Raw genomic sequence first — 21587 nt, 5'->3', positions numbered from 1 at the left:
GTACCAGGCACCCATGACGAGGACGAACACCACGATCGGCGCCGTTATCCGCACCGGCGGAAACACAATCCGGCGAACCCGTTCCGTTTATTTGTGTTAGGTTCGCACGGCCCCCACCGCCCCCGCCGACCCCCCGCCCCCGGGCGCACGGCAAGCTCCCCGGCACCGGCACTTCGATGCGAGGATGCGCAATGTTCAGCCGAGCCGGAATGCTCTCCGGTAAGCGCCGGGAGTGGTGCCGACGTGGGCGCGGAAGCGCCGGCGCAGATTGACCGCCGAGGTGAGCCCGACACGGACGGCTATCGCCTCCACCGGGAGATCGGTCTCCTCGAGCAAGGTGCGCGCCTCGGCCACCCGGCGGGCCAGCAGCCATGCGCCGGGGCTGGTACCCAGCCGGTCGGCGAATCGCCGCGCCAGGGTTCGCGGCGAGATATTGAGATACGCGGCCATATCGCGCACCGATAGCGGCGACCCCAGCCGTGCGCCGGCCCAATCGAGGAGGCCGTCGAGCCGGTCCCCGGGCTGCTGCGACGGTGCGTACTGCGCCTGACCGCCCTCACGGTGCGGCGGCATCACCATATGCCGTGCGAGTAGAGCCGCGTGTGCGGCGCCGTGGTCCTTCCGGACGAGGTGCAGGCACAGGTCGAGCCCGGCCCCCGCGCCCGCGCTGGTGGCGATATCGCCGTGGTCGACGTAGAGCACATCGGGCTCCACGCGCACTCGCGGGAACTCGCGCGCGAGCTGTGCGGCTCGTGCCCAGTGCGTGGTGGCCGACCGGCCGTCCAGCAGCCCCGTACGGGCCAGCGCGAACACCCCGGAGCAGATCGTCACCAGCCTTGCCCCACGATCGTGCGACCGCACCAGCGCGCGCCGGACCGGTGCGGACAGCGGCGCCTCCACCGGGGACCAACCGGGGATGAGCACGGTATCGGCACGGGTGAGCGCCTCCAGGCCCCGGTCCACCGATATCGCATATCCGGCCGTGGTCGGCACCTGTCCGGGTTGTTCCGTGCAGACCTCGAATCGGTAGTACTGCGGCACACCCTCCCGGGCGGTACCGAAAACTTCCACGGCGCAGCCCAGTTCGAACGTCGACTGCACCGGCCGCACCAAGGCCACCACACGATGCATGGCAGAAAAGTACCCTATGGTGTCACTCCGGACACTTTCCGCTCTCCGCCTCGCCCGGCACTGTGGACCCTGTGCATCCCGAGATTCTCACCCAGCCCGGCTACACGTCATCTGCCGTGACCGATGCCCCCACGCGCGAACTGTTTCCCGGAATCCGGCAGCGTCCACTGTGGAGCGGGCCGTCCGGGGCACACGCCCAGGTACTGGAAATGGAGCCCGGTACATCGTGGCCGCACCGCGATATCCACAAACCCGGCCCCGAAGAGGTCTATGTGGTCGCCGGCACGTTCAACGACGGCGCCCGCGATTACCCGCCGGGTACCTTCCTGCACGCACCCGCCGGATCGTGGCATGTCCCCGCCACCGCTACCGGCTGCACGCTGTTCGTCTTCTACCCAGAGGGGTAACCGGGATCCACACCCGGCGCGCTTCTCGCCGAATCAGACGGAAAGCGGAATACGAGTCCACCTCCACCAGGCTCCGGGGCGGAGTCACTACGCGCGGAGAGCATTCTCCCGGTCGGCGGCCACACCTATCGCTTCATCCACCGCGAGCCGCGATCGCCGACGAGACCGCGCGTTGCTCATCGCCGGCGCATCAGGGCGATCACCCCTTACAGCGCACCGCCCGCGTCGACCATCTGGGTGGTTCCGGTGACATAGCGGGCGGCGTCGGAGACCAGGTGCAGCACCGTATCGGTGATGTCCTCGGGCTCGGCCGCCGCGACCGGGAGGCGATTGAGGGTTCGGGCCGCCTCTTCGAAATCGGCGCGGGTCGGGTTCTCCAGGTCCGGCCGGAACAGCCGGTAGGTCGCGTCGTTGAGGATCATGGGGGTGGCCACTGTCGACGGGTGCACTGTATTGACCCGGATACTGTGCGGAGCCAGCTCTTTGGCCAGCACCTTCATCAACATCACCAGGCCGGCTTTGGAGGCCGAGTAGTGCGCGGTGTTCGGGTTGGCGTAGACCGCCGCCAGCGAACTCGTGATCACGACCGAACCGCCGCGACCACCGTCGATCACATGCGGAACCGCGGCCTTCAGCGTTTTCCACACCCCGGTGAGGTTGATATCGATCATGTCCTGCCAGGTCTCTTCGCTCATTTCGAGCGTCGGGGCGGGGCTGGAGATTCCGGCGTTGGCGACCACGATATCGAGGCGGCCGAAGGTGCTCACCCCTTCCGACACCACGGCTGCCAGGGCCGCGTAATCGCGGACATCGGCATCGCGGGCAACGATCCGACGGCCGGTGGCTTCGACCAGGCGGGCCGTTTCGGCGAGATCGTCGGCACCCGCGAGCGGGTAAGGCACACTGTCGACTCGCGCGGTGGTGTCGACGGCGATGATATCGGCGCCCTCCCGCGCGAATCCCACTGCGTGACTACGCCCCTGCCCGCGCCCGGCGCCGGTGATGAATGCGACTTTGCCGTCCAGTTTGCCCATGAACTACTCCTGATCCGCAATGGGTGATCCGCCACCCGGCGCACCAGCGAGAATATGACACCTACTGCCAAAAGTCGACCGCCCCGTCGGGCGCGGGAAGACGTTGGTCCGGACCGATATCCGGCCGTGTCCTATGATCTCGATATCCGCAGCGTCGCGGTACGGCCCGATCCCACCAGGACCGACGACTCGTTTCCCATGCCGTTGTCCGCACCCCTGCCTGGAGCAAGCCATGACAACCCCGCCGGATCCCGGGCGTGCGCACACCGCGCCCGGACGAGGCGTCGAAGAGCGCGTCCCGCTGTACACCGCCGAATTCGCCGCCCACCCGCATCGCGCCTACCATGAGATGCGCGAGCGTCACGGATCCCTGGTACCGGTGGAGCTGGCTCCCGGCGTCCCCGCGACCCTGGTGATCGGATACCGCAGCGCATTGCGAATTCTCAACGATCCCGACCGGTTCCCCGCCGATCCCCGCAGCTGGGAGAAAACCGTCCCCGAGGACTGCCCGGTGCGGCCGGTCCTGCAATGGCGGCCGAACGCACCGCGTAGCGCGGGCGCCGCACACACGCGGTATCGCCGGGCGACCACCGCGGCTCTCGACGGAGTCGACCTGCATGCCGCACGGCGCACCGTGGAGCAGTTCGCAGTCCCTCTGATCAACAAATTCTGTACGGCGGGCTCGGCCGATCTGGTCCGTGAGTACGCGTTCCCGCTCACCTTCGAGGTCATCAACGCGATGCTCGGCTGCCCGCCGGAGATCAGTGAGCGCGCGGCCGCCGCTACCGCCGCCATCTTCGACGGTGTCGATGCCGAAGCGGGCAACCGGATGTTCGGCGAAGCGGTAGCGGATCTCGTGGATTTCAAACGGAATGCGCCGGGCGACGACATCACCACCCGGCTGCTGAACGACCCCGCCCATTTCGACGAAGCGGAGATGGTGCATCAGGTATTGGCGCTCTACGGCGTCGGGATGGGGCCGATGCAGAGCCTGATCATCAACGCGTTGAGCCTCATGCTGACCGATGACCGTTTCGCCGACGATATGCTGGGTGGCGCCGTGTCCACCCGGGACGCCCTCGACGACGTCCTGTTCGACGATCCACCGTTACCGAACGCCGGCGTCACCTACCCGCGGCAGCCGGTGCTGGTCGGCGATACCTGGCTGCCGGCGGATCAGCCCGTGGTGATCAGCCTCGCCGGTTGCAACAACGACCCGGAGATCCGCGCCGGCAACCACACCGGCAACCGCGCCCATCTCGCCTGGGGCGCCGGTCCGCACGCCTGCCCCGCCCAGCACACGGCGTATGTGGTCGCGCAGGAGGCCATAGATCAGCTGCTCGATGCCCTGCCCGAACTCCGGCCGGCAATTCCCGCCGCGGAACTGACCTGGCGTCCCGGCCCGCTGCACCGCACTCTCGCCGCCCTGCCCGTCACCTTCCCGCCCGCACCGCCGCTGCATATTTCCTGAATTCCCCTCATGCGACGGTGAGCACATCGTCGAGCGTCACCAGGGACAGCTTGCGTTCCCGGATGATGTCCACGAGTTGTCCGTAGCAGCGGGTGACCGGCGCGAAATTGGCGTGCCCGATGACGATCGTCTGCGGATTGAAGTACTTACGTGCGCATTCGACCAGATACTGCTCGGTGATGAGCCCGGAATCCGACAACGACCCGTACCACATCACCGGCACCGTATAGCCGAGATCGGCGGCGATCCGGTCCACGGTTGCGTTGTGCCGGCCGAACGGCGGCCGATAGTACGGGCTACCGTCCACACCGAAGGTATTGCGCAGGAACAACTTGCATTGGGACAGTTCGTCGGCCACCGACGATTCGGACAGGGCGGTCAGGTCGGCGTGGTCCCAGGTGTGATTGGCGAGCTGGATCTGCCCCGACTCCACCAGCGGACGCAGTTCGTCACGATGCTCCGTCCACGACGGGTAGTAGGCCGTAACGAAAAAGGTGAACCGCGCCCCGGTATCCCGCGCGAACTCGATGTAGGCGCCGACGACCTCCGCGCTGGCACCGTCGTCCACGGTGAGCGCCATACAGTTTCCCGGTCCCGGTAACGCCGTGATGGTGGAAGGCGGGATGGCAGTCTTGCGACCACCGGGCGGAGCGGGCAGCAACGCCGGACGAACCGGTGACTGCCCGGCTGCCTCCGGCGCTTCCGGGATATCCGCAGCAGCGGGTTCACCCTGCGCCGCACTACAACCGGTCAGTGCCATCGCCGTGCCGGCAGCCAATATCGACAACATCGAACGCCTGTCCATCGCCACCCCGATCACATCGCATCGCGCTACCGAGAAGACCCACTGACGTGCTGATATGCGTTCGGCACTCTACCGGCGCAGACGAGGAATCCGGTGAATCGCCACGCAGACTCTCCTCGGGAAGGGCACGCGCTCCACACGTCCCCGGCACCCGACCTGCCCGCGGCGTGGCGCGCTGAGAAGGTTGGCTGATGAACCTCGGCGTGGCTGCTTTCCGGGTGACCGTTCGTCCCGGATGATCTGCGGACGATGCGCAACAGGTCAGCGGTGAGAGGGGCAGATCTTTGAGTGTGCAATTGCCGGAGGCGGTCGCGCGGGCCGTCGATGCCATCAATGCGGCTGATACCGAGGCGTTCGTGGAAGCTTTCACCCCCGACGGGGCGGTGGACGACTGGGGACGAGTGCTGCAGGGCCGGGACGGAGTGCGGAGCTGGGCCGATTCGGACGCTATCGGAGCCGGCGCCGAAATGACCGTTCTCTCCGCGCATACCGACGGTGATACGACGCATCTGCGTTTCGAGTGGCGCAGCCGTGTATTCAACGGCGAATCCGAAGCCTATGTCACTGTGTCCGGAGACAAAGTGAATCGATTCCGGATACCGCCCGCCCGACCCTGAGCACGCTGCCCGATGGGAGGCGGCAGCGCGCAGTGGCCTCAACGAGCGGCGGATCAAGCCGACAGCCGGATTCGGGCCAGTACGGCCCGGTGATCCGAACCGGGAACGGTGAGGGTTTCTATGTGATCGGTGGTTCCACCTGCCAGCAGTATGTGGTCGATCCCGATCACCGGGCCCCAGGATCGGTCGTCCGGATAGGTGAGCATACGGCCTGCCCCCGCCTGTTCCGCCGCGGCGGCGAAACGGCCGCTCACGAGCCTGCGGAAGGCGGCGTGATCACTGGTGGCATTGAAATCGGCACCGACGACAGCCGGTCCCTCGGTTGCTTCCAGAAGGGCGGCGGCGGCAGCCAATTCCTTCAGCCACACCCGGTGATCGATATTCGGCGGCAGTGGATGGAACGCGAAAATCGTTACCGGACCGAGGGCGGGATGACTGAGCGTGGCCGACAGGTTGGCCATGACGAATTCCTGGTGGCGGACATTGTCCGACAGCGGGAAGCGGCTGTAGATACCGGTGCCGCCGCCCCCGAGGCCGGGGTCCAGGTAGTGGTACGGGAGCAGCGCGTCGATTCCGGAAGCCGTCAGTCGAGTCACGGAACTCGGAGTGAGTTCGTCGACCGTCAGGACATCCACCCGCTGTTGCCGGACGGCCGCGACAACCGCGCCGGTATCGGCCCCGCCGAACAACAGGTTCGTCTGCAGCACGGTCAACTCGGTACCGGTGGCGGCGTGGCCGTCCGGTACGTACAGCGGGACCTGCGTCCACAGCACGCCGGTCAACACGATGCCCGCCGCGACGGCGCTGCGCCAGCCCCTGGCGAGTAGGAACAGCAACAGCGCGGCCAACGCACCGAGCATCAGGTAGGTCGCTCCGGAGGCGAGCAGAATGAGCTCTCGCCGCTGCCAACCGCCCAGGTAGAGTGCGATACCTGCCGATGCGGCGAGCAGCGCACACCACCCCGCGCCGAGCAGTATCCGGCGGATCACCCCATGCGTCATACCGGTCAACCTATCTGCCGCGGTTGCGAAAACCTTTCCGCGGACTTGCGCCCGTCTCGGCATCCGGGAATCGATCGCCGACGAACCCGACAGACCACCGGTTCCGTGCGGATCGAGGGGCAGGCCGGAAAGGCGGCGGTTCGGAGCATCGTCCCGGCGGCGCCGGAGCGCCGCTCACCGAACCGCGCCACGAGGCGAGCCGGCTATCCCGTAACCCGGCGATCCACAACCGGATCTCCTTGTCCTGGATCACACCGCCGGGACCGCACGACGAGGAGTAACTGATCCGCCGCGGCTTGCTCGGCAGTTACCGCGGTCGGATCGGCCGGGGAAATGGCCGTAAGCCCGAACTCTCGACGCTGCCGGTCCTGCATTGCATCCGGATGCCGCACCGCTCACCAGTTGATCACGGATACTGCCGGTTCCGGTAACGGCGAACACCGCGACCTCCGAGCCGACGCTCCGGTGACGGGTACGAGCCGGTCCGACAATCTGCGACGTACTCATTTCGCGGCCAATCCACGAAGGACAAGATCTACATGGTGGGCAAGGGCGCGTGTATCGGAATCGGGAATCAACTGGGCAATACGGATGAGCCCGAGAAGCTGGTAGGCGATATCGGCCGCGGTTATATCGGGGGCGAGGGTGCGGTCGGTGCGCGAGCGGTGGACTGCTTCCCGGCCGATTTCGGTGAGATGCGCGAGACAGCGTTCGAGGTCGGCGTTCGAGGGTGGCCCGGCGGCCAGTAGGTCGACCATCGCCTGATTCTGGAGGAGCCGGCCGGTTGTCGCGGTGAAGAGCACACGCAGACCCGCCAGAGCGGACATGCCGTCCGGAAGTCCTGCACCGGCGAGTTGGTCGAGATCGGTCCCGGTGACGGCCTGCACGAGGCTTTCCCGGGTGGGGAAATGGCGGTAGAGGGTGCCGATACCTACCCCGGCGGCGGCCGCGATGGCACGCATATCCACCGATATGCCGTTGTGCCGCAGGGCGGTACGTGCAGCGGTGAGGATTCGCTCGCGATTGGCGGCGGCATCGCGCCGCGGTTTCCTCTCCACTGTCACCGCCCCACTTTAGCGAACCGGAACATTCGTTCCGCCCGAGGTACGCTGATGCGGAACATACGTTCCGGAAAGGGTTGTGGGTATGCGAACGATCGTGATCACCGGCGGTACAGACGGTATGGGCGCGGCACTCACCCGGCACTACCACGCCGCGGGCGACCGAGTCGTCGTGATCGGCCGCGACCGCGCGAAGTTCGAGGCTCTGCGAGACGCTGCCGGAACACCACCGGCCCCGAACCCGACGGACTCGGACTCCGGCGCGACGTACGCGGATTTCATCGCGGCCGACCTGTCGTCGATCGCCGACAGCCGCAGGGTGGTCGAACAGTTGCGGCGAGAGCACGAACGTATCGACGCTCTGGTGCTCGCGGCGTCGTTCATCCGGCAGCGCCGGCATCTGACGACCGAGGGTCACGAGGCGTCGTGGGTGCTGTTCTTCGTATCGAAATACCTGTTCGTCACCGGACTTGCCGACCGGCTCCGCGCGGCCGAACGGCCGATCGTGGTGAACACGGCAGTGCCCGGGGCGCGCGCCGATGCCATCGACTTCGACGACCCGGAGATGAGCCGGGGATTCTCCTTCGCCCGCTCCAATGCGCAGCAGCGGCGAGCCAATGAACTCCTGGGCCTACTCGCGACCGCGGACGATGCGCGCCTCGCCTATGTGACATGGGGGCCCAGCGGACTGGTGAGGACCAGTTTCGCCGGCGAGGTGGGCCCGGGAATGAAGATCACCGCCGCGGTGCTGGGCACCATCGCGGGCAAACAACCGGATGTCGCAGTACGCCCGATCATCGACCTGATCGACGCCCCCACACCGGGCCGGGCCGCTTACCGCGGCCGGAAATCCACACCGCTCGTCACGAGCTAACACGACCGCGCGGATATGACGCGGCTCGCGGAGCGGATCGAACGCGACTTCCGGTGAAGAACCTCGGATCGGATTCGGGGCCGGTCCCCCCGAGAAGCCAGTCCCCATCCCGGGCCGCCGTACCGGGGTACCGACGGTCGGCCAGGCTCTCGGCTTCGACTTCGGACTGATGTGCGTACTCGACGGGCGGAAAACCGGCTGTGTGCGCAGCCCGACGTCGATACGGTGTCCGGCGAAGCCGGCCACCACCGGACCGGCGTAGGACCGGTTCCGGTCCGCCACCGCAGAAAGGATGCCCGTGCCGACCGACGACGATTTCGTTGCCCATGTCGCCGACCGCCTGGCCGCCCTGCCCGGGGTACTGGCCGTTTCGCTCGGCGGATCCAGGGTCCAGGGCACCCACGGACCGGACAGCGATTGGGATTTCGCCCTTTACTATCGCGACCATTTCGACCCTGCCGCCCTACGAGCGGTGGGCTGGCCCGGCGAGGTATCCGATATCGGCGCCTGGGGTGGGGTCTTCAACGGCGGCGCCTGGCTGACGATCGACGGCCGCGCCGTCGATGTGCACTACCGCGATCTCACGGTGATCGACCACGAACTCGCCGAGGCCGAACAGGGGCGGTTTCGGTGGGAGCCGCTGGCATTCCATCTGGCGGGGATTCCCAGCTACCTGGTGGTGGGCGAGCTCGCCGTCTCCCGGGTGTTACGCGGTGAGCTGCCCGAACCCGCATTCCCTGATGCGATGCGGACCGTGGCGCCGCCGATCTGGCGGCGGCAGGCCGATCTCGGCCTGCGCTATGCCCGCTCGGCCCATGCGCCGAAGGGCCGGGTCGCCGAAACAGCCGGCGCACTGGCCACCGCGGCGATGCAGACGGCCCACGCGATCCTGGCGGCCCGCGGTGAATGGGTCACCAATGAGAAACGCCTGCTCGAACGTGCCGGTCTGCGGGAAATAGACGAGATCATCATCCGGTTGACCCCGGATTCCGGCGTACTGACGGAGCGGATCGATGCGGCCCGGCGCTTGTTAACGGCCGCGGATCCGCATGAACCGCCCTCCACCGGGTAACGGTGAGGTCTCGCCAAGATCGAACATCACAGCTTCGGTACCAATGATCTCGCGGGTTGGGCACAGCGGCGTGTCGCCCCTAGGCTCGCGGAGGCAACGAGAAACCGGAGAAGGATGAGGATGAAAAAGATCGTCGTGACCGCCGCCGCGGTCGTCCTGCCCCTCCTCTTCGCAGGCGCGGCTGTCTCCGAACCCACCCCGGTGGAACCGGGCCCGCCCGCGGCGGTGCTCGCCGAGCCTGCTGCCAGCGGCCCCCTGGGCACCACCTTCCCGATTCGGACGGGCGGTGATATGACGGTGACGGTCCGTCCGTCCGAGGCCGAGGTCGCGCCCCGGGCCGGCGGTTCGGTTCTCGTCTTCGAGGTCGGCGCCGAACAGACCGCGGGTAAGCCGTACTTCCTGCCGACGCTGGATCTGCGGCTGATCACCACGAACGGCGATATGGTGTATCCGCTCACGGGTGTTCCCGGTGAGTATCCCGGCGGATTCGTCGAGCCGGGACAGCCGCGCAACGGGCTGGTCGCCTTCGAGCTCACCGAACAGCAGCAGCCCGAGGAAATCGTCTTCGCCACCAACGACGATTTCGTCCAGGGCGCCTGGACCCTCTGACGACCGATACGTCCACGCGGATGATCCCGTCGGCACGCGCCACGGGCGCCGGCCCCTGCACATGACGAGCCGGTCGGTCACGACGCGGCATCGTCAAGATCGAGTACTACGCCTTCGGCAAGATCACCTCCGCCGGGTTCGGTAGCCGCCGGACAGGGCATACCCTCGCTGTAGGCCGTCTCTCGCTCGCATGAACGATCATGTGTGAGCGTATGGCCGTGCGGTATCAGCGTTTCCAGGCGTGGTGGCGACCCGAACGGTTCGCCCGCCGGCCCGGAAGCAAGCAACCAGTGCCCGGTAGCGACCGAAACCGCCGAAGGACGCACCATGAAAAAACTCGTCACCGCATTCGCGATCGCCCTTCCCGCCCTGTCCGGGGCCCCGGCCGTGGCCGCTCCGGACCCCGCCGAACCGCCACCGCCACAGGTGGAGGTGCGCGCCGAGCAGCCCACCGAAGCGGTGCCGCTGGGAACACGGATCCAGGTTCGGAGCCCGGGCGATACGGCCGTCACCGTCCGGGCTTCCGATCAGACCCTGGCGCCCCGGATGAACGGTGCGAGCGTGCTCGTATACGACGTCGAGGTCGAAGCCCTGGGCGAATCGGCAGGTGTCGGCCCGTACGATCTCAACCTGGCCACCACCGGTGGCGAGAACGTCGGCGCGCTCGCCGATATCCCGGGTGGATTGCGGTTCGGCCTGCTGGCTCCCGGTGAAATACGGCGCGGTCTGGTCGCTTTCGAACTACCACCCGGACAATCACCCGTGGCGATTGTCTTCGCGACCAGCGACGGCTACATCCAGGGGACCTGGGCAGCGTGAGCCTGCTCCCGGCGGCAGCCGGGCGGCGCGGTCGTCAGCACGGACGGACCGTAGCTGCCGCCGGTCGGCGCGGGCCGGCTACTCCAACTCGCCCTCGGCCTCCAGGTAGACCTGGCGTAACCGGTCCAAGGTCTCGCTCTCCGGCTCCGCCCACATCTTCCGTTCGGCCGCCTCGAGCAGGCGTTCGGCGATACCGTGCAGCGCCCACGGATTCGACTGCTCCATGAATTTGCGGTTCGTCTCGTCGAAAACGTAGCTTTCGGCGAGCTTCTCGTACATCCAGTCGGCGACCACATCGGTGGTGGCGTCGTAGCCGAACAGATAGTCCACCGTGGCCGCCATCTCGAACGCGCCCTTGTAGCCGTGGCGCCGCATGGCCTCGAGCCAGCGGGGGTTCACCACGCGAGCACGGAAAACGCGGGTCGTCTCCTCCGAGAGGGTGCGGGTGCGCACCGAATCCGGGCGGGTGCTGTCACCGATATAGGCCTCCGGGTTCTTCCCGGTCAGTGCCCGCACCGTGGCGACCATTCCGCCGTGGTACTGGAAATAGTCGTCGGAATCGGCGATATCGTGCTCGCGCGTATCGGTATTCTTCGCGGCCACCGTGATCCGGCGGTACGCGGTCCGCATATCGTCGGCGGCAGGGGCGCCGTCGAGGTCGCGGCCGTAGGCGTAACCACCCCAGGTGGTGTAGACCTGCGCGAGATCGTCGTCGGTGCGCCAACTCTTGGAATCGATGAGCTGCAGCAGGCCGGCACCGTAGGTTCCCGGCTTCGAACCGAAAATACGCGTGGTGGCGCGGCGTTCGTCACCGTGCTCGGCCAGATCCGACAGCATATGGGCGCGCACGTAGTTCGACTCCGCGGGTTCGTCGAGGGCGGCCACCAGGCGGACGGCGTCGTCCAGGAGGGCCAGGACATGCGGGAAGGCATCACGGAAGAAACCGCTGATCCGGACGGTGACGTCGATCCGCGGCCGCCCCAGTTCCGCGAGGTCGACGACCTCGAGCGAGGTGACGCGACGGCTCGCCTCGTCCCATACCGGGCGCACCCCGAGCAGCGCCAGCACCTCGGCGATATCGTCGCCGGAGGTACGCATCGCGGAAGTACCCCATACCGAAAGACCCACCGAGCGCGGGAATTCGCCGTGATCGGCCAGATAGCGCTCCAGCAGCGAATCGGCCATGGCCCGCCCGGTTTCCCAGGCCAGCCGTGACGGAACCGCCTTCGGGTCCACCGAATAGAAGTTGCGGCCGGTGGGCAGGACATTGATCAGCCCGCGCAGCGGTGAACCGCTGGGCCCGGCCGGAATGAAACCGCCGTCGAGGGCGTGCAGAACGCGGTCGATCTCGACGGTTGTCCCGCGCAGCCGGGGCACCACCTCCGTTGCGGCGAACCGCAGCACGGACGCCACGGCGTCCCGATCACCGCCGGCGTCACCGAACAGGTTGCCGGAGAACCGTTCGACGAGTTCGTCCACGGCACCCGGTGACCATTCCGCAGCTTGCAGAGCCACCAGTAGCTCGCGAGCACGCGACTCCACGGCGTCGACCCGCTCGCGGGCTTCGTCGCCGGATTCGCTGAGTCCCAGTGCTTCCCGCAGGCCCGGCACCGACATCTCCCCGCCCCACAGCTGGCGGGCACGCAACATGGCGAGTACCAGATCGACCTCGCTCGCCCCCGCCGGGGCGCGGCCGAGGATATGCAGGCCGTCGCGGATCTGCACATCCTTGATCTCGCATAACCAGCCGTCGACGTGCAGCAGCATATCGTCGAAGGACTCTTCGTCCGGGCGCTCGGCCAAGCCCAGGTCGTGGTCCATTTTCGCGGCGCGCATCAGAGTCCAGATCTGCTGCCGGATGGCGGGCAGTTTCGCCGGGTCGAGCGCGGAGATATTGGCGTGCTCGTCGAGCAGTTGTTCGAGCCGGGAGATATCACCGTAGCTCTCCGCCCGCGCCATCGGCGGAATCAGATGATCCACCAGGGTCGCGTGCGCACGGCGTTTGGCCTGCGTGCCCTCCCCCGGATCGTTCACCAGGAACGGGTAGATCAGCGGCAGGTCGCCGAGCGCCGCATCGGTGCCGCACGCGGCCGACATCCCCAGCGTCTTACCCGGCAGCCACTCCAGATTGCCGTGTTTACCGAGATGCACCATCGCGTCCGCGCCGAAACCGCCGGATTCGATATCGGCGGACAGCCAGCGATAGGCGGCGAGATAGTGGTGGCTCGGCGGAAGATCGGGGTCGTGGTAGATGGCCACCGGGTTCTCCCCGAACCCGCGCGGTGGCTGCACCATGAGCACGATATTGCCGAAACGGAGGGCGGCGATGACGATTTCGCCCCGCGGATCGGCGGAGGTGTCCACGTACAGTTCGCCCGGCGGCGGCCCCCACGCTTCGACCACAGCGTCGCGCAGTTCGGCGGGCAAGGTCTCGAACCACGCGGTGTACACCTCCGCTCCGATCCGGACGGGGTTGCCTTCCAGTTGTTCGGCGGTGAGCCAGTCGGGGTCCTGACCACCGGCGGCGATCAGGGCGTGCATCAGCGCGTCGCCGTCGCCTTCCTCCAGGCCGGGCACCTCACCGGCGGCGCCGAGGTCGTATCCGGCCGCGCGGAGCTCACCGAGCAGAGCGATCGCACTGGCCGGGGTGTCCAGGCCGACGGCGTTGCCGATACGGGCGTGTTTGGTCGGGTAGGCGGAGAGCATGAGCGCCAGTCGTTTCCGCTCCGCCGGGATGTACCGCAGCCGGGCATGCCGGACGGCGATCCCCGCGACCCGAGCGGCGCGTTCCACGTCGGGTACATAGGTCGACAATCCGTCGGCGTCGAACTCCTTGAAGGAGAACGGCACGGTGATGATCCGCCCGTCGAACTCCGGCACCGCGACCTGCGTCGCGACATCCAGCGGGGACAGACCGTCGTCGTTGGCCTCCCATTGGGCGCGGCCGCCGGTCAGGCACAAACCTTGCAGGATGGGGACGTCGAGTTCGGCGAGTGCGCCGATATCCCAGGCTTCGTCGTCACCGCCCGCCGACGCCGTGGCCGGCTTGCTTCCGCCCGCCGCCAGCACGGTCACCACCAGCGCGTCCGCCTGCCGGAGGGTGTCGAGCAGTTCCGGTTCCGCGGTACGCAGCGAGGCACAGTAGACCGGCAGCGGTATCGCGCCGGCGTCCTCGAGCGCGGTGCACAAAGCGTCGATATAGCCGGTGTTCCCCGCCAGATGCTGGGCCCGGTAGTAGACGACGCCGACCGTCGGTTTCCCGGCCACCGGCTCCGGATACCGCGCGGCGCGTTCGAGCCGGCCCCAGCCGGGCAGCTGGACCGGCGGCTCGAATCCGTGTCCGGTGAGCAGGACGGTATCGGACAGGAAGTTGTGCAACTGCCGCAGATTCTGCGGACCGCCGGCCGCCAGATAGTTGTGTGCGTCGGAGGCCACCCCCACCGGGACGGTGGAGCATTCCATGAGTTCGGCGTCGGGTGCCATCTCACCGCCCACGGCCACCACCGGCAGCCCGCTGTCGCGTACCGCGGCCAGACCGTCTTCCCAGGCCCGTTTTCCGCCGAGGATGCGCACGATCACCAGCTCCACGCCGGCGAGCAGGCCGGGTAGATCGTCCACCAGCAGGCGGGCCGGGTTTCCCCACCGGTAGTCGGCGCCGCTGGCACGCGCGCTGAGCAGATCGGTGTCGGAGGTGGACAGCAGCAGAATCACAAGGGTGACCTTCCTGGGGTGACGCGCCCGTCGGGGTTCGGTGTGCTCGCCGGAGAGGGTCTGGCTGTGTCAGTGGCGCGACCGCACCGGAGTTCCACCGGTTTCCTCGTCACCCGTCGAGCGCTCGCATGGTATCGCGACCGCCGGCCGGGGCTGTCGGCACACCTGAGAGGTGCGCTGGTGCTCGAGCCGGGCGCCGCTGCGATACCAGGGAATCCGGCAGCCCGGACCGACCACCGATATGTTGCCCAATGTTTGCCCGTCAAGAGGTGTCTCAATTTAGAGGAATTCGTTGCGGGAAAATTGGACGCTTGCTATGTTGCCTGGGTCACCATCGGCCGCACCGGCCGTGACCGTCCTCACGGCGTGCAGTCCGCGGCGGTGAGGACGCTTCAACCCTCCGAAGGAGATTCACCATGGGTTCGTTGAGCGATCTGCTCATGGCACTGATTCCGGCTCTCGGATCGGCCGTGGCGGGCGACGGTCTCTTCGATGTTTTCCTGGGTTCCCTCCAGGCCATCATCGCATGATTCGGGACTGAGCAAACCATTCATTCAGCGGAATTCCGGCCGGGAATTCCGTTTTACAGTGATACAAGGAGAAACACATGGGATCCCTCATGGAAATTCTGGGCATGGGCACCGCCAGCGCCGGCGGACTCGGCACCAACCTGGTCAATGCCCTGATCACGCTGAGCGGTGGCACGCCCGCCCCCGGAAAGTAGTTCCGGGATCAGACGAGGGGTCCATCCGGTCCGACCGGTGGACCCCTCCGCCATGAGCCATGGCGTACCCCTGCGTTCCGTGCCACCGAACGCGCGTTCCGCGGACGGGACCACGCCGGACAAAACCCTGAGGCGCATATGAATTCACTCCTGCGGGGCCCTCGGCGGGCGGTTGTTCTGCTCGCGTCGGCTGCTCTCCTGACACTCGGCACCGCGGCGATCACTACCGCCGACCCCGACGCGTCCATCGTCTCCCGCACACCCGGCAGCGGGCGCTCGCTCGAGATCACCGTGCATTCCCCCGCCATGCAGCGCGATATCGCCCTGCAGGTGCTCCGCCCGGCCGATACCCGAACGCCCGCCCCCACCCTGTATCTGCTGAACGGCGCGGGCGGTGGCGAGGATGCCGCGAGCTGGTCGGCGCAGACCGACGTGGCCGGCTTCTTCGCGGACAAACACGTGAATGTCGTGATCCCGTTGGAGGGCGCCTTCAGCTACTACACCGACTGGCAGCAGCCCGATGCCGGGCTGGCGGAAAACCTCGGGAACAACGGTCGCAATATGTGGGCGACCTTCCTCACCGAGGAGTTGCCACCGGTAGTCGACGCCGCCTTCGGCACCACCGGCGCCAATGCGATCGCCGGTATCTCGATGGCCGCGACCTCGGTTCTCGACCTCACCATCCGCGCACCCGAGCTGTATCGCGCCGCGGCCGCGTACAGCGGCTGCGCGATGACCAGCGATCCACTGGGTCAGGCTTTCGTCACGCTGGTCGTGAGCCTCGGCGGCGGTGACTCCGAGAACATGTGGGGCCCGATCGGTGGACCGGGCTGGCAGGAGCACGACCCGTACCTCCAGGCGGATCGGCTCCCCGGTATCCCGATGTACATCTCCAGCGGAAACGGCCTGCCCGGCCGCCACGACACCGCGACAGATCCCCGGCTGCGCGGAGACGAGAAGATGCTGTGGAACCAGCTGCTGGTCGGCGGTGGGATCGAGGCCGCGGCCGATTACTGCACGCGCGCGCTACAGCAGCGCACCCGGGAGCTGGGCCGCACCGATATCGTCTTCGATCTGCGACCGGCCGGTACTCATTCCTGGGGGTACTGGGAGGACGATCTGCACCGCTCGTGGCCGCTCTTGGCCGCGGCACTGGGCGCCTGATTCCGGGTCCGCGGGGTGGCATCCGGAACCGGCATCCCGCACCTTCATCCGAGGGCGTCGACCAGGTCGCGGAACGCCTGCACCAGCAGTTCGCGGTAACGCTCGGGGTCGGGCATCATCGCCGAATCCACCTGAAAGGTGATCACGAGTTCGTCGCCCTGCGAGGAGACGAGATGCCGCAGGCCGTCGCCGTCCAGAACCGGCAGCACGCCGAAGGCCCGTAACAGTGGTGCGCCGCGGAAGGTCAAACCGTCGCCGGTCGGTGGGACATTGCTGATCGTGGTGTTGCTCAGCGGAATAGACTCGGCTCCGGCGAACGACCGCTGAGCCCTGGCCCAACCGGCCAGCCGCAGCAGCCAGGCGGGCGATGTCTCCACCCGGGCGCCGTATCGCAGGACCGCCGGATCGATGGTGCGGCGGCGTTCCCGGCGGACCGATTCGCGGATCGCCGCCAGCCGCGCCAGGGGATCGGTGACGCCGGTGTGCAGATCGACGGCCATCTGACCGAGTCGGTTCGCCGAGTCCCACTCCGCGATACCGCGCATCGATATGGGCACCATGGCGGCCAGCGATTCCGGTGGGGTCTCCCCTTTCTCGCCGAGATAGGTGGCCAGCGCCCCGGAGACCACGGTCAGCATCATATCGTTCACCGTCGTACGTTCCAGGCAGCGCGCACACGCGGCTTTGACCTCGGACAACGCCAGCGTCACCTGGTCGACCGTACGGCCGGGACCGGCCGCGCGATTGAACCGGGTGGCCGGCCGGAAGGGCAGCGGCTCGTCCAGTAGCCCGGCCGCGGCCCGGGCGCGTACTTCCGCGCGGGCCGCGGCAGCGCGACGCAGGCCGATCGCGAAACACACCAGGCGGTAGGGAAAGCGGAGTGCCGCACGTAGACCTACGACCGGCGCCCGCCACGGCGCGTCGCCCGGCGCCGCCGAGGCTGTTCGCCCACTGAACAATTCCGCTTCCAGCTCCCGGGTCGCCACCCCGTCACCGGCACTGTGGTGGAACGTCAGCACCGCGATCGTCGTCGGCCCGGGTGCGCCCGGTACCCCGTGTACTCGATCGAAGAAATGGAACTTCCACGGCGGTCGACCCAGATCCACTCGTGCCGCGGATATCTCACCGAGCCGGCGCCGGACCGTATCCCAGTCCGCACCTGCCGGTTCGACAAGGACATGTTCGGCGATATCGAAGGCCTGGTCCGGAACCCAGTAGGGCAGATCCAGATCGAACGGCACCCGGCGCAGCCGGCGCCGGAACAGCGGTGCGAGCCCTGTTCTTTCCTGCGCCCAGCAGACTGCCGCGGCGGTATCGAGCGGTTCCGCGCCGCGGGAATCGAATACGTAGACCGCGACGATGGAGGAAGGATGCCGGTCGGTTTCGTCGTAGTAGAACACGGCATCCCGGGGCGCCAATTGTTCCGTTACCGCACGGGTATTCGCCGTTTCCGCGCCGACCGCGCTGTCCATTCCTGCGCTCATACCTGTTCCTACGGACCGATATCGTGGTGAAAAGAATGCTTGCGGAAAGCAGGCAGACCGATCGACACTATCGCGGCCACCGCTCGGCGCGAGCCGAATCGGAAATATTTTGGAGCGGGAAAATTTCAGAACGGGAAAACGACCGGCAACAGCCGGCCACCCGGCCGATCGGAATTCTCTCCGGCATCCTTTTCCGGCCACATCTTCCGGCCGTCCAGAATCCGGCGACCCACCGTGCACTCGGGCCCGGCCGCACGTACGAGCCGCCGGAGCACGCGGCACAAGCCCAAGGCCGGACTCCTGGGCAGCCGACGCCACCACAGCATGCGGAGTGTCCGGGACACCGGACCGCGGCGGACCTACGCGTGTTTGCCGACTATTAGCCACTGCTCGAGATCCGCGTATCGGAGTTTCACCGGAGCCGAACCGACCATCACGACCCCGGCACGTCGCTCCGGCCGGAACGGGCCGATCGGCACCAGCGACCGCCGGGGGTCCATACGGACCTCGTATCCTGGCGGGGATATGTCACGTACCACCGCTGATTCCTGCCCCGGCGTCCTCCGGCTGCACGAGGCCGCCGACGGACCGCTGGCGCGGGTCCGCGTACCCGGCGGGCGACTGACACCTGAGCAGGTTCAGACGCTGGCGGAGGCCGCGCACCGGCTCGGTGACGGAAATATCGAACTCACTTCCCGCGGCAATGTGCAGCTCCGGCGGGTAAGCGACGCAGACGCGCTCGCAGACCTGCTGGGAAACACCGGACTGCTGCCGAGCAGGACCCACGAGCGGGTCCGCAATATCATCGCCTCTCCACTCTCCGGGCGTATCGGCCCGCACCCCGATATCCGGCCGCTGGTGACCGCGCTCGATTCCCGGCTGCTCGATTCCCCACGGCTGGCCGATCTCCCCGGGCGGGTGCTGTTCACAGTGGACGACGGCCGCGGCGATGTGAGCGGCCTGCGCCCCGATATCGGGATCCACGGGCTGGGCGACGATCGTTTCGCGCTGTTGCTCGCCGGCCGGGACAGCGGAGTCCGGGTATCAGCGTCCGAGGCGGTCGATACCTTGGTGGCCGCGGCACACGGTTTCCTGGAACTGGGAACCGGCCAGTGGCGCCTCCGGGAAATCGAGGACGGCGCCGAGCGCCTCGCCGCCCGGCTGGGTTGCGCCCGCGGCACCGAACGTCTGGACTTCGTCGAGGCGGCCGGACCGCCGATCGGCTGGCTTCCGCAGGACGACGGACTCGTCGCACTCGGCGCCGGTGTGCGCCTGGGGTCGCTGCCCGCCCGCACCGCCGAATTCCTGGCCGCGATCGAACGCCCGATCCTGCTCACTCCGTGGCGCAGCCTCGTCGTCACCGATCTCGAGGAGGGACCGGCCGAACAGGTGGTCCGGGTGCTGGCGCCGATGGGGCTGCTGTTCGACGCCGACTCCCCGTGGCTGCGGATCACCGCCTGCGCGGGGCGGCCCGGTTGCGCGAAATCCCATACCGATATCCGCGCCGATGCCGCGGCCGCGGTCGAAACGGGCCGCACCATCGCAGCAACGACCGTGAAAGCCGACGCGGTCCCCGCCACGGCGGTCGTGACGTCGGGCCGGCAACACTGGTCCGGCTGCGATCGGCACTGCGGACGGCCGGCCGGGCAGGTCACCGACGTGACGGCGACGCCCGATGGTTACCGGGTCGGCTTGCCCGCCGACTGAGAACCGACCCCACTCGAGGGGCCGTCAGGCCCCGCGAACCCGCTCGATGCCGGCGTAAGCGCGCGGCGCGTAGCGCAGGCGCTCCGGGAGCAGCGGCCATACGGTACGCACGGTTGTCGCGAAGAGGCCGAAGAGTTTCCGGTCCAGCGGGCCCCAGCGCAGGCCGAGGATTTCGCGCGCCCGTTCGGGCATGAGCGCATTGGCCAGCCACACATTGAATGCCATGACCGGCCGCCAGATCACCGACCACACCGGCTCCGGGATACCGGGCACGGCCGGGATCCGGACACTGCCGAGGCGGAGCGCGAAATCGGTGGTCGCGTTGGCTTCCAGGACCTCGTCGATGGTGCGGTTCCAATACTCTTCGAACTCGGCGTAATTCGAGACCAGCACCCGATCGGACAGACCGTACATCCGCCACCAGGTGACCCCTTCGGCGATCAGCTGGTCCTTCTCCGCGGCAGTCAGCGGGGTGCCGAAATGCTGGTTGAGGGCGAGGGTGAGTTCGACGAACGTGGCGTGGGTCCACCAGTACACGTCCGGGTTCAGCGCATGGTAGCGCTCGCCGCGGGAGTCGGTGCCCTTCAGCGGGCGGTGGTAGTCGCGGACGCGGCCGGCCTGCGCTTCGGCATCGGCGTCGTAGATCATGCCCTGGATCTGTGGCAGGGAACGGATCAGGCGGTCCCAGGGGTCGGCGAAGAAGTTCGAATGGTCCTGGAGCGCGGCGCCTACCGCCGGGTGCATGTTCTGCAGGATGCCGGTACGCCCGAGAAACAGCATGTTCCGCAGGTCGCCGGCGTACTGCCAGGTCAGCGAGCCGGGTCCGATCGGTGCGCCGACCGGGGCGGATGTGACGGCGGTGTGCGGGGCACCCATCGGTTCGTTCTCCTCATTTCCGTTGGTGAAACTATGAGACAGATGCTAGTTCAATATCTCACCCCCTCGATCCGCCGGGGCGGAAGAACACCGCTCCCGGCGAATAACGGCGCCGCGACGGCCAGTTTGTCGTATCGTTGTCCGGACTCTTGTCCATACAGTTGTTCATGTAAGTTCGGAGCCCACCACCCGGCAGCGCGGCGGGCCCGGGGCGCTGAGAAAGCGAGTACACGATGAAGACCAAAGGCGCTCTCATCTGGGAATTCAACCAGCCGTGGCAGATCGAGGAGATCGAAATAGGCGACCCTCGTAAACACGAGGTCAAAGTCCAGCTCGAGGCCGCGGGCATGTGCCATTCCGACCACCATCTGGTCACCGGCGGTATCCCGATGATGGGTTTCCCGGTGCTCGGCGGCCACGAGGGCGCGGGCAAGATCATCGAGGTCGGCGAGGCGGTCGAGGATCTCGCGGTGGGCGATCATGTGGTGCTGTCCTTCATCCCGTCGTGCGGGAAATGCCCGTCGTGTCAGGCCGGGTTGCGCAACCTCTGCGATCTCGGCGCGCTACTGCTCGCGGGCACCTCGGTGACCGACGGGTCGTTCCGGATCCAGGCCCGCGGCCAGGACGTCTACCCGATGGCCCTGCTCGGCACCTTCTCTCCGTACATGGTGGTGCACGAGAGTTCGGTGGTGAAGATCGATCCGTCGATCCCGTTCGAGGTGGCGTGCCTGGTGGGTTGCGGTGTCACCACCGGCTACGGGTCGGGGGGGGGGCCCGCCCCGATACCGCGACCGCGATCGGCGCGGCCGCCGGCTGTCATGTGGTCGACGCCCCGGTCAGCGGTGGCCCGCACAATATCGCCGACGGCGCGATCACGGTGTTCCTCGGCGCATCGGGCGGCCACGAATTCTCCGACGTGCGCACGCAGCGAACTGTCCACCCGCGCGACCCACGCCGCGAACTGTTCCGGTCCGGCGCCCCCGGGTCGGCCGATCCGGGGTTCCCGAGCGACTCGTTGTG

The 21587-nt window shown here is 67.6% G+C and carries 18 protein-coding genes; 10 read left to right on the top strand and 8 right to left on the bottom strand.

Going from position 1 to position 21587, the window contains the following annotated elements:
* Positions 1 to 195: 195 nt before the first annotated feature.
* A complete protein-coding gene (locus tag QH195_RS12825) occupies positions 196 to 1131 on the bottom strand; it encodes a helix-turn-helix domain-containing protein (RefSeq protein WP_280435538.1) in 936 nt (311 codons plus the stop codon).
* A gap of 71 nt (positions 1132 to 1202) precedes the next feature.
* On the opposite strand from QH195_RS12825, the gene QH195_RS12820 reads away from it, so the two are divergent.
* The gene (locus QH195_RS12820; RefSeq protein ID WP_432278340.1) at positions 1203 to 1538 is read left to right on the top strand and encodes a cupin domain-containing protein; all 336 of its coding nucleotides are present in this window, start codon (positions 1203 to 1205) and stop codon (positions 1536 to 1538) included.
* Between the two features lie 206 nt (positions 1539 to 1744).
* Here the strand turns inward: QH195_RS12820 and QH195_RS12815 are convergent, their stop codons facing one another.
* The gene (locus QH195_RS12815) at positions 1745 to 2572 is read right to left on the bottom strand and encodes a mycofactocin-coupled SDR family oxidoreductase (protein WP_280424168.1); all 828 of its coding nucleotides are present in this window, start codon (positions 2570 to 2572) and stop codon (positions 1745 to 1747) included.
* 232 nt (positions 2573 to 2804) lie between these two features.
* Here QH195_RS12815 and QH195_RS12810 point away from each other — a divergent pair, with 232 nt between their 5' ends.
* The gene (locus QH195_RS12810; protein ID WP_280435537.1) at positions 2805 to 4043 is read left to right on the top strand and encodes a cytochrome P450; all 1239 of its coding nucleotides are present in this window, start codon (positions 2805 to 2807) and stop codon (positions 4041 to 4043) included.
* A gap of 7 nt (positions 4044 to 4050) precedes the next feature.
* Here the strand turns inward: QH195_RS12810 and QH195_RS12805 are convergent, their stop codons facing one another.
* On the bottom strand, positions 4051 to 4833 hold the full coding sequence (locus QH195_RS12805) for a polysaccharide deacetylase family protein (protein ID WP_280424166.1): 783 nt from the start codon (positions 4831 to 4833) through the stop codon (positions 4051 to 4053).
* 305 nt (positions 4834 to 5138) lie between these two features.
* Between QH195_RS12805 and QH195_RS12800 the strand changes: the two genes are divergently transcribed.
* Positions 5139 to 5465 carry a nuclear transport factor 2 family protein gene (locus QH195_RS12800; RefSeq protein ID WP_280424201.1) on the top strand — a complete coding sequence of 109 codons (327 nt, stop codon included), beginning with the start codon at positions 5139 to 5141 and terminating at the stop codon, positions 5463 to 5465.
* Positions 5466 to 5518: 53 nt separating this feature from the next.
* Here QH195_RS12800 and QH195_RS12795 read toward each other — a convergent pair whose 3' ends face one another.
* Both QH195_RS12795 and QH195_RS12790 read right to left on the bottom strand, forming a co-directional pair.
* Positions 5519 to 6466 carry an endonuclease/exonuclease/phosphatase family protein gene (locus QH195_RS12795; protein ID WP_280435536.1) on the bottom strand — a complete coding sequence of 316 codons (948 nt, stop codon included), beginning with the start codon at positions 6464 to 6466 and terminating at the stop codon, positions 5519 to 5521.
* A gap of 503 nt (positions 6467 to 6969) precedes the next feature.
* Positions 6970 to 7530 (bottom strand): TetR/AcrR family transcriptional regulator, encoded by a 561-nt coding sequence (locus QH195_RS12790; RefSeq protein ID WP_280424164.1) that lies wholly within the window; start codon positions 7528 to 7530, stop codon positions 6970 to 6972.
* Positions 7531 to 7612: 82 nt separating this feature from the next.
* On the opposite strand from QH195_RS12790, the gene QH195_RS12785 reads away from it, so the two are divergent.
* The 4 genes from QH195_RS12785 (at position 7613) to QH195_RS12770 (ending at position 10901) form a co-directional block, all read left to right on the top strand.
* Entirely contained in the window at positions 7613 to 8401 is a 789-nt protein-coding gene (locus tag QH195_RS12785; protein ID WP_280435535.1) for an SDR family NAD(P)-dependent oxidoreductase, read from the top strand.
* Between the two features lie 298 nt (positions 8402 to 8699).
* A complete protein-coding gene (locus QH195_RS12780; protein WP_280435534.1) occupies positions 8700 to 9473 on the top strand; it encodes a nucleotidyltransferase domain-containing protein in 774 nt (257 codons plus the stop codon).
* A 120-nt stretch (positions 9474 to 9593) separates the two neighbouring features.
* On the top strand, positions 9594 to 10082 hold the full coding sequence (locus QH195_RS12775) for a hypothetical protein (RefSeq protein WP_280435533.1): 489 nt from the start codon (positions 9594 to 9596) through the stop codon (positions 10080 to 10082).
* A gap of 327 nt (positions 10083 to 10409) precedes the next feature.
* Positions 10410 to 10901 carry a hypothetical protein gene (locus tag QH195_RS12770; protein WP_280435532.1) on the top strand — a complete coding sequence of 164 codons (492 nt, stop codon included), beginning with the start codon at positions 10410 to 10412 and terminating at the stop codon, positions 10899 to 10901.
* A gap of 78 nt (positions 10902 to 10979) precedes the next feature.
* Here QH195_RS12770 and cobN read toward each other — a convergent pair whose 3' ends face one another.
* Positions 10980 to 14612: a cobaltochelatase subunit CobN gene (gene cobN / locus QH195_RS12765; RefSeq protein WP_280435531.1), complete on the bottom strand. Its 3633-nt coding sequence runs from the start codon at positions 14610 to 14612 to the stop codon at positions 10980 to 10982.
* Positions 14613 to 15474: 862 nt separating this feature from the next.
* Here cobN and QH195_RS12760 point away from each other — a divergent pair.
* A complete protein-coding gene (locus tag QH195_RS12760; RefSeq protein WP_280435530.1) occupies positions 15475 to 16500 on the top strand; it encodes an alpha/beta hydrolase in 1026 nt (341 codons plus the stop codon).
* Positions 16501 to 16544: 44 nt separating this feature from the next.
* Here QH195_RS12760 and QH195_RS12755 read toward each other — a convergent pair whose 3' ends face one another.
* A complete protein-coding gene (locus QH195_RS12755; RefSeq protein WP_280435529.1) occupies positions 16545 to 17984 on the bottom strand; it encodes a wax ester/triacylglycerol synthase family O-acyltransferase in 1440 nt (479 codons plus the stop codon).
* 525 nt (positions 17985 to 18509) lie between these two features.
* Between QH195_RS12755 and cobG the strand changes: the two genes are divergently transcribed.
* Positions 18510 to 19691, top strand: a complete 1182-nt coding sequence (gene cobG, locus QH195_RS12750; protein WP_280435528.1) for a precorrin-3B synthase — start codon at positions 18510 to 18512, stop codon at positions 19689 to 19691.
* 24 nt (positions 19692 to 19715) lie between these two features.
* Here the strand turns inward: cobG and QH195_RS12745 are convergent, their stop codons facing one another.
* Entirely contained in the window at positions 19716 to 20567 is an 852-nt protein-coding gene (locus QH195_RS12745) for an oxygenase MpaB family protein (protein ID WP_280424155.1), read from the bottom strand.
* A 233-nt stretch (positions 20568 to 20800) separates the two neighbouring features.
* Here QH195_RS12745 and QH195_RS12740 point away from each other — a divergent pair.
* Positions 20801 to 21587: alcohol dehydrogenase catalytic domain-containing protein (locus QH195_RS12740; protein ID WP_280435527.1), on the top strand; the 787-nt coding region annotated here is incomplete at its 3' end.

It is taken from the genome of Nocardia carnea, from assembly GCF_029868855.1.
Taxonomy (GTDB): domain Bacteria; phylum Actinomycetota; class Actinomycetes; order Mycobacteriales; family Mycobacteriaceae; genus Nocardia; species Nocardia carnea_A.
This window is presented reverse-complemented; position numbering and strand designations above follow the sequence as displayed.